At 71.7% G+C, this 14,957-nt stretch carries 10 protein-coding genes; 5 read left to right on the top strand and 5 right to left on the bottom strand.

Going from position 1 to position 14,957, the window contains the following annotated elements; genetic code table 11:
• Positions 1–30: 30 nt before the first annotated feature.
• Positions 31–423: a hypothetical protein gene (locus tag ACWD4U_RS29535; protein WP_363458819.1), complete on the top strand. Its 393-nt coding sequence runs from the start codon at positions 31–33 to the stop codon at positions 421–423.
• A gap of 42 nt (positions 424–465) precedes the next feature.
• Positions 466–1,044: a hypothetical protein gene (locus ACWD4U_RS29530; protein WP_363458817.1), complete on the top strand. Its 579-nt coding sequence runs from the start codon at positions 466–468 to the stop codon at positions 1,042–1,044.
• A gap of 101 nt (positions 1,045–1,145) precedes the next feature.
• Here ACWD4U_RS29530 and ACWD4U_RS29525 read toward each other — a convergent pair whose 3' ends face one another.
• From ACWD4U_RS29525 to ACWD4U_RS29515, 3 genes are all read right to left on the bottom strand, one after another.
• Positions 1,146–1,790 (bottom strand): hypothetical protein, encoded by a 645-nt coding sequence (locus tag ACWD4U_RS29525; protein WP_363458815.1) that lies wholly within the window; start codon positions 1,788–1,790, stop codon positions 1,146–1,148.
• A 137-nt stretch (positions 1,791–1,927) separates the two neighbouring features.
• Positions 1,928–5,647 (bottom strand): hypothetical protein, encoded by a 3,720-nt coding sequence (locus tag ACWD4U_RS29520; protein ID WP_363458813.1) that lies wholly within the window; start codon positions 5,645–5,647, stop codon positions 1,928–1,930.
• 83 nt (positions 5,648–5,730) lie between these two features.
• Positions 5,731–6,474: an SOS response-associated peptidase gene (locus tag ACWD4U_RS29515; RefSeq protein WP_363458811.1), complete on the bottom strand. Its 744-nt coding sequence runs from the start codon at positions 6,472–6,474 to the stop codon at positions 5,731–5,733.
• Between the two features lie 343 nt (positions 6,475–6,817).
• Here ACWD4U_RS29515 and dnaE point away from each other — a divergent pair, with 343 nt between their 5' ends.
• Positions 6,818–10,231, top strand: coding sequence for a DNA polymerase III subunit alpha (gene dnaE / locus ACWD4U_RS29510; protein WP_363458809.1), 3,414 nt, complete (start codon positions 6,818–6,820; stop codon positions 10,229–10,231).
• A complete protein-coding gene (locus ACWD4U_RS29505) occupies positions 10,228–11,250 on the top strand; it encodes a DNA polymerase Y family protein (RefSeq protein ID WP_363458807.1) in 1,023 nt (340 codons plus the stop codon). Before dnaE ends, ACWD4U_RS29505 begins: the two co-directional genes overlap by 4 nt.
• A 518-nt stretch (positions 11,251–11,768) precedes the next feature.
• Here ACWD4U_RS29505 and ACWD4U_RS29500 read toward each other — a convergent pair.
• Together ACWD4U_RS29500 and ACWD4U_RS29495 are read right to left on the bottom strand one after the other, a co-directional pair.
• Positions 11,769–12,071, bottom strand: coding sequence for a replication initiation protein, RepL2 (locus tag ACWD4U_RS29500; protein ID WP_363458806.1), 303 nt, complete (start codon positions 12,069–12,071; stop codon positions 11,769–11,771).
• 19 nt (positions 12,072–12,090) lie between these two features.
• Positions 12,091–12,594 (bottom strand): MarR family transcriptional regulator, encoded by a 504-nt coding sequence (locus tag ACWD4U_RS29495; RefSeq protein WP_363458805.1) that lies wholly within the window; start codon positions 12,592–12,594, stop codon positions 12,091–12,093.
• A gap of 1,183 nt (positions 12,595–13,777) precedes the next feature.
• Here ACWD4U_RS29495 and ACWD4U_RS29490 point away from each other — a divergent pair.
• Positions 13,778–13,987, top strand: a complete 210-nt coding sequence (locus tag ACWD4U_RS29490; RefSeq protein ID WP_363458803.1) for a hypothetical protein — start codon at positions 13,778–13,780, stop codon at positions 13,985–13,987.
• Positions 13,988–14,957: the final 970 nt, after the last annotated feature.

Below are 14,957 nucleotides of genomic sequence, written 5' to 3'. Positions count from 1 at the left end.
CCGCCGATCGAACCGGACGAAGGAGGACCCGTGCGCAGGCCCCCCATGGACGACGGACGCCACGGACCCGTCCGGGAGATCGACCCCGTCGCCTCGGCTTTCGCCGGCGAAAACGTCACGCACCTGGTCTGCCAGTGCGGAGTCGTGACCGGCGACCTGCAGGGCCACGCTGTCCACGTCCGGGAAGTGCTGCGCGTTCCCGGGCCGAGGTGGCTGCCGGTCGGCGCCCGGCTCGCGCTGCTCCTGGGCGGCGGTGTTGCCCTGGCCATCACCCTGATGCTGATCGCGCAGAACCAGCTCGACGGAACCGCCCGGACGGTTGTCCTGGGACTCGCCGGGCCAGTGGCCTTCGGCGTCACCATGGCGTTGGCCGTCCTGCTGCGCCCGTACATCGTGCCCAACGGACGCCACCCGATCGGATGAAGGTGCCCCTGCTGCGAAGCGGGCTGCGGGATGATGCACGGCGTGTACGAGAACCTGAACCCGACTGAGGGTCAACTGCGCTCCGCTCTCGCTGCGTTGGGCATGGACGTTCCCGCCTCTCTGGAGCACGAGGACGACGAGGTGCGGACCGCCGTCCTGGCTGCCCACCTCCGCCGGGCAGCCGACCACGCCAGCTACAACCTGGTGCTCGCCGCCCAACCGAGTACGGCGGTGGAGATCGCCAACATCACCAAGCCGTTGGCCTGGCCAGTGCCCGAGGATCACCTGGCGGCGGCCCTTGGCCACCTCGGCCGGGCGGACGGGCACCTGGCCGTGCTCGCCCAGGACTTCTCCGCTCCGGGTGCCGTCGCCTTGGACACCGGCGGCGGACGGATCGAGGAGGGCTTCGCCGCAGCCGCGGCCGAGCTGTTGGACGCTGCCGGTGAGGCAGTCCGCTACCGGTCGAGGCCAGACGGCACCGACCGGACGGAGGAGGAGCTCCACGCGCAGCAGGTCATGGACCACTTGGACCAGGGAGAGCATCTGCTCAACCAGGCGATGAACCGGCGCGAGGCTGCTGCGCTCGGCGTGGACGGAATGCTCTACCCCGACCCGGACTGACATGGGTGCCCCGGTTGCGCGGAGCGGTCTGGTACGGAGGTGACCGACCGCTGACCGGGTCGGTCGTGCTCCCACCCCGCCCAGGACGGCCAGTCGAGCGGTCAGCCCCTCGTGTCGGCCTGCGCCCGGATCTTCCGGATGAGCTCGGCGTCCCCGCGTAGGACCCCGACCACCCGGGCATCGGTGGGGCTCTGCCCGTGCTCCTCTCCGCACGGGCACACGCTCCAGCCGTCCGCCTCGACGTGTTCGGCGACCTGCTCGATCAGGGCAGCTGCTTCGTCGAGCAGCCCGATCGGGAGTCCGGCGCTCTCGCTCGCGGAATCGGCGCCGATCGCCAAACCGATCTCGAAGACCAGATCGGTGGCGTGCTGCACGGTGCGGGTGTCGCCGTTGCTGGAGGCGTACTTGATGACCTGGGCGAGGGCCATGAGCGGGCGGGAGCAGATCCAGCGCGGCAAGAAGGCGGTGCGTTGGTCGACTCGGACCGGCCGCACGCCGTGCGCGGCGTCGGCGCCGGGGGTTCCTAGCGCGCTGGCGTTTGCGATCTGGTCGGCAACGGCGGCCGGCTCGATGTATCGCAGGGCGGACCGCGGCTGGATCCCGAGCCGCTGCGCGACCACGGTCACGTTGTGGGCAAGCACGTTCGTCACCGCGACCGAGACGACGTCGAGGCCGCGGGTGAGGAGCTCGGCCTCGGTCTGCGTCGCGAGTGCCTTGAACGCCTTGGATGTCCTGATGTCGGGCACGGGGACAAGCGTAGGGCCCCTGTGGGCTGCCGCCCGCCACGCCGGAGCGTCGCGCGGACCGGAGCGCAGCACCAGGACGCGTCCAGGTGGAGCCTGCGGCGGGCTGCTAGTGGGAATCCGCCGCAGGACATGCTCGGCTACCAAGCCGTGGCGCGTTCCACGTCGTGGGCGTAGTGACCGAGTGCTTGGCCGAGGTCGGCCCGGCCCTCGGTGCCGGGTTCGGAGTTGTCGACGGCGTCCTGCGCGGCGCGAACCACGGCGTGGGCCCGGTAGTCGATCTGGCCGTTGCTCCCGCCGGTGTTGGACAACAGCTTGGTCAGGATCCGCAGGGCATCCGGGTCCTGGGCGCTGTGCGCGGCTCGCTGGGCGACCCGGTCGGGGTACTTGATGGCCGGGGTGGCGGTGACGGTGCGCAGGGTGCGGGTCAGCCACTGGTGCTGGTCGATTCCTTCGGCGAAGGCGAAGTGGCCGGCGCCTGCGAGGGCGGGTGCGACGTCGGGGTCACCGTCGGCGAGGTCCAGGACCTGGTCCCAGAACTGGAAGGCGCGCTGGTGCAGGGGGAGGGGGCTGGCGACGTCTTCGCGGGGCAGTGCCCGGGCGATGTCGCCGAGGAGCGTCGAGACGGCCGTCGGGCCGCCGTTGCCGGTGATCAGCTTGGCGAGGAAGTCGGGGCCGAAGGTGCCGGGGGAGTGGAGCAAGGTGGCGGCGAATCGGTCGAACACCTCGTCAGGTGCACCGGTGCGCAGGTAGTCCATGGTCTTGCCGGGGTCGAGGTCGCCGAGAACGGCGTACTCGTCGTCTCCGAGGTAGCGCAACGAGCGCAGCCAGGTGTGGATCGGGGCGGATGGCTCGGCGATGTCGAGCAGGGTGGCCTGGTGGGCGGTGTACCAGGGGAGGGCGTAGTGGCGCAGCGGGGTGAGGGCCGCGCCGACGGCGGCCAGGGCGCGGTCGTCGCGGCCGTCGGTGACGAGCTCGGTCAGCAGGGTGGCGGCTTCGGCGGGCAGTTCACCCTGGTCGGCTGCGCGGCGGACGGCCCACTGGAGGACGGCGACCAGGGCGAGGCCGCCGGAGGAGTCGGTCGCGGTGGCGTAGGGGCTGTCGGGCACCGAAGCGGGCTCGGTCCACGCGCGGACGGCGGCCGTCAGCCAGGTGATGGCCGCGGCCTCGTCCACGCCGGGATCGGTCCCGAGTACCCAGGCCTGGCGCAGCAGCTGGACCACCGTGCGGCGGGCGCGCTCCTCAATGTCGGGGTCGGCAGTGCTGTTACCTGCTTCGAGCTGGGTCTTCAGGGCCCAGGCCGCGGTGCAGGCGTCGGCGAGGCGTCGTCCATCGGCATCGGTGAGGCCCGCCGCCTGCTGGTCGGTGTGCAGGGTCTGCAGGTAGGCCGTGCGCAGGTCGAACGAGCCGAGGGCGGCCATGACGGCTTCGATGTCGGCCGCCCAGGCCGCGGGGGCTGCGTGGACGGCGGTCTCCAGCATCCGCAGGTCGGTGCGCTTGTAGTAGTCCCCCTGCGAGGGAATGCGGGCCGCGAGCTCAGCGGCACCCTGAAGAACACCGTGCTCCTCGCACCGGGTGACGAAGTCCTTCACCGCGCCCTCGCCGTGGTCGGGGTACGGCACCATCTTGATCAGCGGCTCGGTGAGCGCCGGCGGCGGCCCGGTGAACTCGGCCAGCAGGTCCACCACCGGGCGCCAGGGTGCCAGCACCGATGCGGGCGCCACCTCGGAGAGGCAGTAGACGGTCCGCCAGACGGGAGGGAGAGCGGACTCCCACTCCAGCTCCGGCATGTCGGCCTCATCCTCGCCGAGGAGCTCGGCCAGCGCCTCCGTGCCGCCGAGCATGGAGGCGAGCGTGCGGGCGAGGCGACCGTCTTCATCAGCCAGCTCGGCGCGGGCTGCCTGCAGCGCATCCTGGCCCGGGACCGGGCCGAAGCCGGTAGACAGGGCCGCCACGAGGTCGGCCTGGTCCGCCGGTGCGCAGGTGCCGATGGCCACCTGGACGAACCGGCCGACATCCGGGGTGAGGTAGGGCATGGCACCCAGGCGGGCCAGCACCTCGAAGGCAGCCCTCCACCACGAGACGTCCGCCGGAGCGATCCCCGCGGCATCCACCAGGTGGACGGCGATCAGCCGCTCGCGCTCCCAGCCACCCAAGGCCTTGGCCGTCCAGGCACCGGTCCGCGCTGCCAGGTCAGTGCCCGCTTCGCTGAGCTCGAGGCGAGCGAACTCGATGCAGGCCGCCGCCGCGAGCCGGGCCCCGGTCAGCGCCCGGTCCCCGGCCAGGCTCGGCGCACGCAGGTCATCGCTGATCTGCAGCTGCTCCCGGACGCCTTCGACCGCGAGGTGAGAGGCCAGCACGGCCGCGAGGCCGGTACGGACCCGCTGGGCCAACTGCGGACCGCCCGTTCGGCCGGTCTCCAGCAGCTGGGCCAGCACGGTTCGGACGTTCCAGGAGTCAGCAGCGGAGCCGTCCGACCCGACCGACAGGGCCTTGACCGTCGCATCCACCCACGCGGCGTCCCGGTGGGCCGGCAGGGTCTCCTGCGCCCAGTAGACCGCCATGGTCCGTACGCCGTCGGTGGAGTGTGCCTTGAGCGCCCGGGTGACGAGGGCCGCGCTGTGGCCGCCGAGGTGTCGGCACAGCAGGACCAGTTTGGCGGTGGCTTCGGGGCCGGTCCGCCAGATCGTGTCCAGGTGCCTGTCCAGCCACCGCACCAGGCGGGCCGGGTCCTCGGCGGCGAGGCGCTCGAAGTAGGGCCTAGCCGGCCACCGGTCCTCCTCCGGCAGGAGCCGGACGGCGTCCAGCTTTTCCAGCCACTCCCAGCCGGGGAAGTGTTCGAACAGGTAGAGGGAGGCTGAGGGGTGGTGCAGGTTGTTGACCTTCTGGATCTGCTCGGGGGTCGGGGAGGCGACCGCGCCGAGGGCGACCCACTCGGGGGCCTGGTCGACGACGGTGGCGACGAGCTCCTGGATCAGGGCGAGGCAGTCGTGCAGCATCGCGACCGCCGTCACCGCGGTCGCCTCGGTGCCTGGGTGTACGACCCCTGACCCGATCTTGTACTGGTCTGTCCAACGCCGGAACGCTTCCTTCTCCGCCTTGCCCGGCAGGCGTCCGGTCTCCTTGTGGACCACCGTGGTCAGCTGCATGACCCGGTGGACCCCCTTCTCGGCCTCCATCTCGCACAACCGCGCGTAGGCCGCGCCGACCTCGTCGAGCCGCCGATCGAGGACCGCCTGACGGTGGAACTCCTTGCTCGACCGGATCTTGTGAAGCTCACGCAGCGCGACCATCAGGGGGTGCCCGGCGGTCAGCGTCTCGGGCACTGTGGCCCCGAGTTCGTCGACGGCGTCCAGCACCGTCTGGGTCGCGCCGAACGCCAGCACCGGCGGGTGCCCGGCTTTCGTGGCCGCGGATCGGGAGCGGAGCACCTTGACGATGGCCTTCCCGAGATCACTGCCCGGGTCCACCTTGGGCGGGAAGGCGGCAAGGGAGTCCAGGGCGTCCAGCAGGCCGTCCACGGGGGTCGGGGCCTTGAGCGAGCCGTCCGTGTCGAAGATCGCCTTGAGGGACTTGGAGACAGCATTCCGCGCCGCCTCCAGCGCCTTGTAGTCGTTGCCGCCGATCTCCATCAGGCGTTCGATCGCCACCCGGCACATCGCCTGCGCGGTCACGTACGGCTCCCGGTGGCCGTCCGGCTCGCACAGCATGTCGCAGATGTCGCGCAGCAGGCCCAGCGCGACCGCGCCTTCCTTCTGGGGCCCGAAGTCCTGCAGACGCTGGGCGAAGGAAGAGCCGTCGGCCAGCAGCGCCACGTCGTGCGCCGATGGCCGGCTCTGGTCAGCCTCGAAGATGGTCACGTGCGGCACGGTAGCGGCGCGTCGGCTGGCTTGGCGATCGGTTTCGGGGGGCTATGGCCCGCCCGCTGGGTGGCCCGATGTGCTCAGACGGGTAGGGGGTCTTCCACCTCGGTCAGGAGGTCGGCCCGGTCGTTGCGGACGTTGTTGACGTCGGTGCTGACGGCCGTGACGGTGAGCTCGGTGCCGGAGGGGGTGTGAAGGAGTGCGCGCAGGCTGTCGGGGTCGGTGTGGTCGGGGTCGAGCCAGGCATCGCGGTTGGCCGCGGTGATGGTCAGCGGCATGCGGTCGTGGATGCGGCCCGCGGCGTCGGTGGCCTCGGTGGTGATGATGGTGCAGGTGGCCAGCCAGGCCAACGGGTCGTCGTCAGGTCGGGTCTTGTCCTTCCAGAACTCGTACAGCCCGGCCATCCCCAGCAGCGTCCCGTCGGCCGGAGCCAGGTAGTAGGGCTGCTTGTAGGGCTTGCCGTCCGGACCGCCAGGGGCCTGGCGCCACTCGTAGTAGCCGTCGCCGGGGACGATGCACCGCCGCGCGGCGAAGGCGCGCTTGAAGCTGGGCTTCTCGTGGACGGTCTCGACCCGGGCGTTGATCATCCTCGCGCCGCCGGATGGGTCCTTGGCCCAGGACGGCACGAGTCCCCAGCGCAGCGCCCGGACCTGCCGGGCGATCTCTCCGCTCTCCTTGTCCAGGCGTTCCAGCACCACGAGGACGTCGCGGGTCGGCGCCACATTCCAGCTCGGCGCGAACCGGTCGTCGGGGACCGCCGAGTTCGCATCGAACAGCCGGGCCAGGTCGACCGGGCCTGTCGTGGAGACGTACCTACCGCACATGGGCCCAGCCTCGCACGCCGCCGGCGGTCGTGGCCCGGCCTGGGCACTGTGTGTCGGCACCCTGCGTCCGGCCGTGGCCTGGGTTGTACGCCCCGCTCGGTGTGCCGCTTGTAGGTCGCCCTCCCGGGGTCACCCCACGGCTGATTTCAAGATTCTTTCGGACGCCGTCGGGCCGCGGCAAGCCGCGGTCCGACCGGTCGGAGACTAAGTTGCGCGTTGTCCCGATGGCCCCACCTGCGGTAATGCGGCTTGCGCTGTTATTCGAACATATGAGCTACTGGAGATGCCGGAAGGGGAGTCCGGGTGACAACGAGAAGGGGCTGACTGACCGGAGGTGATCGAGGTGTTCGCGCACCTCCACTCCGCGTCGGGCTACTCGATCCGCTACGGCGCCTCGCTTCCTGCCGCGCTGGCCGAGCGGGCCGCCGAGCGCGGCATCGCCGAACTGGCGCTGACCGACCGGGACACCGTCTCTGGGGTGGTGCGGCACGCCAAGGCGTGCGCCACCGCCGGGGTGCGGCCCCTGTTCGGCGCGGACCTCGCCGTCGGCCTGGCCGAGCCGCCAGCCCCGTCAGGGCGGCGCCGGACCCCGGCGCGCGGCGGGGCCTTCGTGGACGAGTCAGCGCCCCGGATCACGGTGCTGGCCCGCGACAAGCAGGGCTGGGCCAACCTGTGCGCGTTGATCAGTGCCGCCTGGGCGGGCCGCGCCGAGCGCGGCGGTGGCCAGCCGGTGGTGCCGCTGGAGGTGCTGGCCGCCCACGCCGAGGGCCTGACCGTGCTGCTCGGCCCCGGCTCCGAACCGCTACGCGCCCTGGCTGCCGGCCGCCCGGACCGCGCTGCCCGGCTGCTCATCCCCTGGCGACAGTGGTTCGGCCCGGCGCTGCGCCTGGAGGCGGTGAACCTGCGCCGCACCGGCACCGGCCCGGGCAGCTTGCGGCTGGCCGCCCGCACGGTGGGCTTGGCCGCGGACCTCGACCTGGAGGCGGTGCTCACCAACGCCGTCCGCTACGCCGACCCCGGCCAGGGCCCGATCGCGGACGTCCTGGATGCCGCCCGCCTCCTGCGCCCCATCCAGCCCGGCGCCACGTGCAACGGCGAGCGGTGGCTGAAGCCGCCGGCCGCGATGGCGGAGCTGGCGCAGGAGGTCGCCGAGGCGGCCGGGCAGGGGCCGGGCGGCGCCCGACGGCTGCTGGCGGTGACGGCCCGGACGGCGGCCGAGTGTCGCCTGGATCCGAAGTCGGACCTGGGGATCGGCACGGTGCGCTTCCCGGAGGAGGACCGGCTCGGCCTGGCGCCGGGCTCCTCTGCCCGGGTGCTGCGCGAACGGTGCGAGGCGGCGTTGGCCAAGCGCGGCATGGACCGCGACCCGGAGGCCGTCCGGAGGCTCCGGGAAGAGCTGGAGGTGGCGACCGGCCTGGGCTGGTCCACGTTCTTCCTGACGGTCGCTCAGATTGTCGCCGACTTCAAGGAGGCCGGGGTGCGGGTGTCGGCGCGCGGCTCCGGCGCCGGTTCCTTGGTCGTGCACTTGCTGGGCATCTCGGCGGTCAACCCGCTCGAGCACGGCCTCATGATCATGGAGCGGTTCCTCAGCTTCCGGCGCCGCTCCCTGCCCGATATCGACGTCGACGTCCCCGCGGACCGCCGAATCGACTGCTACCGCCTGGTCCTGGAGCGCTTCGGCGCCTCCCGGGTCGCGGCGGTCGCGATGCCGGAGACCTACCGGGTGCGTTGGGCGATCCGCGACGTCGCGCTGGCCACCGGCCTGTCCCCGGACGAGGCCGGCCCCCTCGCCAAGGCGTTCCCGCACATCCGCGCACGGGACGCGCGCTCGGCGATGGCCGAGCTGCCCGAGCTGCGCCAGGTTGCCGCCGAGGCCGACCGGTACGGCGCCCGGTTCTGGGACCTGGTCGAGGGCCTGGACGCGCTGCCCCGCGGTCTGGCGATGCACCCGTGCGGTCTGCTGCTGTCCGACGACTCCCTGCTGGCCCGCACCCCGGTGCTCCCCACCCCCGGGGACGGCCTGCCGATGTCGGTGTTCGACAAGGACGATGTCGAGGATCTCGGCTGCTTGAAATTGGACATTTTGGGCAATCGGACGATGCAGGCGATGTCGTACGCGCTGTCCGAGATCGAGCGCACCACCGGCCGCACCGTCGACCTGGACGACCCCGAGCAGGTGCCGCTGGACGACGAGGCCGCCTTCGCCCTGCTGCGCGAGGGCGAGTCCCTCGGGGTCTTCTCGATCGACAGCCCGGGCCAGCGGGACCTGCTCGGCCGCGCCCAGCCGCGCGCGTTCGTCGACTTGATCGTGCAGCTGGCCCTGTTCCGCCCCGGGCCGGTGGCCGCTGACATGATCCGTCCGTGGCTGGACGCCCGGCACGGCCGCCGGCCGGTGCGCTACCCCCACCCCGACCTGATCCCCGCCCTGTCCCCGACGCTCGGCGTGCTCGTCTTCAACGAGCAGGTCGCCAAGACGTTCTCGGTCCTGACCCAGACCGACCTGGCGCTGGGGGAGGAGGCCCGCCGCGCCCTCAGCCGACCCGAGCGGCTGCCCGCACTCGAGACGTGGTTCCGCACCCGTGCAGCCGCCGCCGGCTACGACCAGCGGGTCATCGACTCCGTCTTCGAGCAGCTCAAGGGCATGGGCGCCTACGGCTTCCCGGCCTCGCACTCCGCGGCCTTCGCCGTCATCACCCTCCAGAGCGCATGGCTGAAGGCGCACCACGGGCCGGCCTTCTACGCCGGGATCATGGAGGCGGAGCCGGGCATGTACCCGCTGCGCCTGCTTCTGGCCGACGCCCGGCGCCACGGCGTGCCCGTGCTGCCGGTGTGCGTCGAGGCCTCCGATGCCGGTTACCGGGTCGAGACCGGCCCGGACGGCCGCCACGGCCTGCGGATCGCCCTCGCCGCGGTGAAGGGCATCACGACGGAGGAGATCGCCCGGATCACCGCCGCCCGCCCCTTCACCTCCGTCCCGGACCTGTGGGAGCGGGCCCGCCCGTCCCTGCCCACCGCCCAGAACCTCGCCCGGATCGGCGCCCTGGCCGCCGTGCCCGGCGGCACCCGCCCGCGCCGGGACCTGCTGCTGCTCCTGGACGAGCTCCACCACGGCCGCCGCTCGGCCGCCGTCCCGGACCAGCTCGCCCTGCCCGCCCCCGCCGAGTCCCCCGCCCCGACCGGCCTGCCCACTATGACCCCCCGTCAGGAACTCGACGCCGAGCTGGAGGTCATCGGCCTCGACGCCAGCAAGCACCTGATGGCCGAGCACCACGCGCTGCTCGCCGAGCTCGGCGTCACCCCCTCCACCCAGCTGCGCGACGTCGAGGCCGGGGAGGTGGTGCTGGTGGCCGGAGCGAAGGTGGCGATCCAGACCCCGCCGCAGAAGTCCGGCCGACGCACCATCTTCGTCACGCTCGACGACGGTGCCGGAGGCCTGCCGGTCGACCTGGCGTTCTTCTCCGGCCCGGACGCCGAGGCCGCCGCGCACACGCTGTTCCACTCCTGGCTGCTGCTGGTGCGAGGTCAGCTCCAGCACCGAGGGCGCTCCCTCTCCGTGGTCGGCCACCGCGCCTGGGACCTCGCCGAGCTCGCCCGGGCACGCGCCGAAGGCGGCACCGCCGCCGTCCGCGCGCTCCTCGCCGCCCCCGGCCCGGCCGACCCCGCGCAGCAGGACGGCGGCCACCAGGACCGCCGTACCGGCGGCGGCCCGGGTGGCGCCGGCCGGATGTGGCACGCCTCCCAGGGAGCGGCAGGATGATCACGCACCAAGCCGCGGTGACGGTCCTTCACCTGCGCTGCCACCGGCCCGGCTTCGAGGTCTACCGGCAGCTCTTCGGGGTGCTCGGTGACATCACCCCCGTCGTCCAGGCCCTCCCACCCGACAGCGCCCTGCTGGAGCTCGCGGGCGCGGTCCGCTACTTCGGACAGTCCCCGGCCGAGCTGGCCGACCTGCTGCAGACCCGGCTCGCCGCCCGCTTCGGCCTCGTCACCACCGGAGGCCTAGGCGACAGCCGGCTCATGGCCACCATCGCGGCCGACACCGCCCGCCCCGGCACCGTCCAGGTCCTGCCCGACGACCCGGCCGCCGCCCGGGCCTTCCTCCACGCCCAGGACGTCCGGCTACTCCCCGGCATCGGACCGGCCCTGGAGAAGAAGTTCCGCCGGTACGGGATCGACACCATCGGCGAGCTCGCCGCGGTCCCAGTGGCCACCGTGCAGCGCATCGCCGGAGCCAGCACCGGACGACTCCTGGCCGAGCGGGCCAACGGCACCGACCGCCGCATAGTCACCCCGACCGGCCCGCCAGCCACCATCACCTCCATCCGCCGCTTCGACCACGATGTCCTCGACCCCGCCGAAGTCCGTCGAGCCCTCCTCGACCTCGCCCTTGACCTCGGAGCCCGGCTGCGCGCGGCCGGGCAGAGCGCCCGCACCGTTGAGTTGCAGGTCACGTACGCCGACCGCTCCGCCACCACCAGGTCCAGGACGCTGTCGGAGGCGACCGGCCACAGCCCGGCCCTGCGCAAGGTGCTCTACTTGATCTTCGGCGCGCTGGGGCTGGAGCGGGCTCGGATCCGCGCGGTCACCGCCCGGGCCGGCGGCCTAGCCACTGTCGGCGCCACCCACGGGGTTCAACTGACCTTTGACGCGGCCACCGAGGCAGCCCGCACCCTCGAACCCGTACTGGACAAGGCCGCCGCCCGCTACGGGATCGGCGCGGTCGCCCCCGCCGCCGTGGCCACTGCCCGTCGACAGCCGCGCACACCAGCACGGTGACCCAATGACGAGCGGAGACCTGCGGCCGGGGCTAGCCATGACCACACGTTGAGAAGAGCCGCAAAACCAGCCTTGTTTAGACCAACATCACCTCACCGCCCAGGGCGGGCTGACGGGCAGGCTCGTTACAGTTAGTGAAGACTTTGGCCCAAGCGCGGCCGTGGAGCGTCCAGCCGCAGCCGTTTCAACTCATAACGGTCACCAAAATCTCTGCTTCGAAATTCCAGAACGTCCACCGAAAAACTTCGAACCCAACAACTTAATTCCCCCCAGAAACTCAACCGGCCCCTTCCCTCCAATTTGCTGGGCTCGGGATTGGCTCTTGGCCAGGGGCCCGCTAGCTGGCGAAGGTGGACGGGTCCTGACCGACCCGCGGGCCCAGGCCGTGGACCGAGCGAGGCCGGATCCGGGCTCGCGCTGGTGGACTCGCCGGCAAGCAGATCGGCCCCCTGGAGCCAACGTCCAGAGGGCCGATCGAGATCAATGGGGGCCAGAGCGAGGGTCGTGTCGAGACCGGGCTACCCCACCGGTCGCAGCTGTACGACCTTGCCCTTGCGGCCGAGCGCCCGGCTGCTCAGGCGGTAGTACGGGATGTTGTTGAACTTGCTGTACTCCTCCAGCAGGCCCGCCTCGACGAGCTCCTTCCGGATTCGAGAGAAGAACGTGGGGGCCCAGCCCATCTCCTCAGCCAGCTTCTGGGCCGTCCGCTGAGTGCCGTCCTCGCCCGGCGGCAGAGCGCTGTAGAAGGCCAGGAGCAGCCGCTGGTTCGGGCCCATGGCGTTGGAGCGCCGAAGCAGGCCGCGGAGTTCGTTGTCGCTCACGGGTCCATTCTCCCTGGGATCAGGCGCTCTGTGCAGTGCGCGCTTCACGGGCCGCACGGTGGATGTGGGTCAGGAAGTTCTCCTCGAGGGACTCGTCCTCGGCAGGCCGGACGAGGAGGTAGGACTCCGGCTCCTGGGTCAGGCCCAGGATGTGCGGGGGGTTCCAGCCCTTGATGGCCTCGCGGTGGTCGTAGCCGCTCCCGCGGTACACGAGGTACGGCGTGATCGCGTAGAAGGGGCTACGACCGACGGACCCGGACTTTCGCAGCAGCCGGTCCTTGACCAGCTTCTTGATCATCCTGGACAGGGCATCCGGCGAGAAGCCCAGTTCGGCGCCGATGTCGGCGAGCGTGCGGTTCACCTTGCCGGGGTCCAGCAGCGTGGCGCCGCAGTACCACATGATGACGCGGATCTCGGCATCGGTCCGCTTCGACGCCCGGTTGCACAGGGCGATGAACCTCACCAGGGAGAAGGTGCCGAAGGCGCCCCCGTAGCCGAACTCCGCATGAGGAGCCGGCTCCATGGTGTCGGTGTAGAAGAGCCCGGTTGGTCGCCGGTGGCCCATGTCGACACGCTCCGTTCCTCACGCGCATGGCCTATGCATGCAGATGATCCGACCCGAGGATCGGATCGCCTGCACTGACCCTACATGTACTGAACGGCAATGCGATCCGTTCTCGGGGTCGGATCACATTCGTGTCTAGTACATGTACTGAACATGCATATTATCCGAGCCCAGGAACGGGTCACCCGATCGCAGGATCGGATCAGAAAACAGCATCTATGCAGGTCAGAGGGTCTATTCGCCCTTGCACCCTCTAGGGCTGACCTAGGACAGACGCTCTACGTAGGCTGCCCCCGAGCTCTCACGGTCAGGGTCAGGCGCCGAAGCTGGGCCAGTCGGGCGGTCACCAGCGTCCCCGGCCGCCAGCCACACACCGTCCGCGGTCCCCCTGTGAGCATCGGCTCCCTCCGCGCCGTCGCCGATGGCGAATCCCGCCTTTCCAGTGGGTTGGAGCCCGGCGTTGTAATGTCTGCCGCTTGGTACTGGCAGGACAAAGCAGGAGGGTTGGGCGTCATAAACCTTTCTCCTTTGCCGCTTCCGCCGCCCGGGCTGAGGCAGTGCTGAAATCTGCATACTCGTCTGACTGCCACTCAAAGCGCCGATCACGAAATTCCGGCTGCCGCCGGAACCGGGCCCCTGGGGGCCCTTTTCGCGCTCCTCGGTATCAAGCTGAATCGCCGTGCATAAAAATGAGCTCGATTTACCTATTCGAATAAATGGCACGAATTGCCAGCGGGTCGCCATTTACCCGGGGTAGTTAGGGGCTTGAATTTAAAAGTGGAGGTCCAGTAAAAATGCCTTGGCGGATCTCTCACCAGCGCCTGCGGCGTGCTGTTGGTTGTTGGTTGCGCCCCCCTTGGTGGGGTGGCGGGTGGTGGTGGGGGTGGGGGTTGGTGGGCGGTCTGTCGACCGGTGTTGTTTCGGGTGGTGGTGAACTTGGTTGTCTGGGTTGGTTGTTGGGCTGTCTATGAGTGAACTGCTGTGTGTGGGTTGGGTGTTGTGGTGCTGGCCTTGGTGCTGTCGGGTCGGGTGGCCGGGGCGGAGCCCGGTGCGTCTGCTCGGTGGTCCGGTGTTGCCGGTGCCCGCTGGTGGCCGGGTCCGGTCCGGCCCTGGTGTTGCTGCTCCCCGGTGGGGCTGCTCGGTGGTGGTGCGGGTCGGGCGGTGCCTGCTGCGCCTGGTGGTCGTCCTGCGGGTGGTGATGGTGCGTCGGCCCGTCTGCCGGGTGTCCGGCTCGCTGGGCGGGCGGAGCCCGTTCCTGTCGGTGTGCCTGGTGCTGCTCGGCGGCGGTCCCTGGTGGCGGGCGTCCAGCTCGGCGGCCCGGTGCGTCCGGCCGGTGGCCGGTGGCGGGTGACGGTGTGTCTGGCGGGTGGCCGTCAGCTGCTCCCTGGTGGCGGGGCGTCGGGTGGCTGGGCGGGGCGGAGCCTGGTCTCCGTCCCGGCCGGGGGGCCGGGTCCGGCTCGGGCGCGGCCCCCTCGGCTTCCCGCGCTGTGCGCCGCTCCCCGGTGGCCGGGTGCTGCTCCCTGGTGGCCGGTGCTGGGCGGGGGCGGAGCCCTGGTGTTCTCTCCGGGCCCGTGTGTCCGCCGTGGCGCGGTGGCGCTCCTGTGCGGGCGGGGGAGGGTGCTCTCCGGGCTCCTGGCGGTGCGGGTGGCCGGAGGCTGCCCGTGCCCGCCCCGGCGGTCCCTGCGCCCCTCGTGCCGCTCGGCCCGTGCCCCGCCCCCGGGGTGGTGTCCGGTCCGGCCTGGGCGGAGCCCGGCCGCCCCTCGCCCCCGGGGCCGCAAGGGGGCCAAGCCGCGCCCCCGGGCCCGGCCCGGTCCCTGTGGTGCCCGCGTCCACGTACGGGCCGCGCTGCCCCCGTCCAGGCCCGTCACGGGCCCGGGCCGGCTTCCGCCCCCGCCCCGCTGCGCCCCGGGCCTCCGGCCCTTTTCCGAATTTCACGGCAGGGCACCCGTCCAAGGAATTCCGGGAAATCGTCAACGCTCTCCGCTTCGAGGGCGGAGCCCCGACCGGGAAGGCACCCAACCAAGGAAACGCGGGAAATCGTCAACGCACCCCCCGCCCACCACGCCGCACCCGCCCACGAATGCGGCGGAGCCGCATTCCAGCCACCCCCACCCCCGGGCGGAGCCCGGGGCCCTCGGCCACCACCCACAGTGACGGCGGAGCCGTCACCCCGCACCTGCGGAGCCGGAGGCTCCGCCCCGGCCGGAGGCCGGGGGTAGGGCCCAGCGCCGTCCGGGTCCGCGAAGCCTGCCTCGCCCGCGGCCTGATCGTCGAACTCGGCGGCCGCCACGACGCCGTCCTGCGCCTGCTCCCGCCGCTGA

The organism is Kitasatospora sp. NPDC002522 (genome assembly GCF_053595195.1).
This window is presented reverse-complemented; position numbering and strand designations above follow the sequence as displayed.

What these genes read in the sequence shown, in the direction of transcription:
- ACWD4U_RS29515 (WP_363458811.1), bottom strand. Translation starts at nt 6,474, where the DNA reads ATGTGCGGTAGGTACGTCTCCACGACAGGCCCGGTCGACCTGGCCCGG.
- ACWD4U_RS29505 (WP_363458807.1), top strand. Translation starts at nt 10,228, where the DNA reads ATGATCACGCACCAAGCCGCGGTGACGGTCCTTCACCTGCGCTGCCAC.
- ACWD4U_RS29495 (WP_363458805.1), bottom strand. Translation starts at nt 12,594, where the DNA reads ATGGAGCCGGCTCCTCATGCGGAGTTCGGCTACGGGGGCGCCTTCGGC.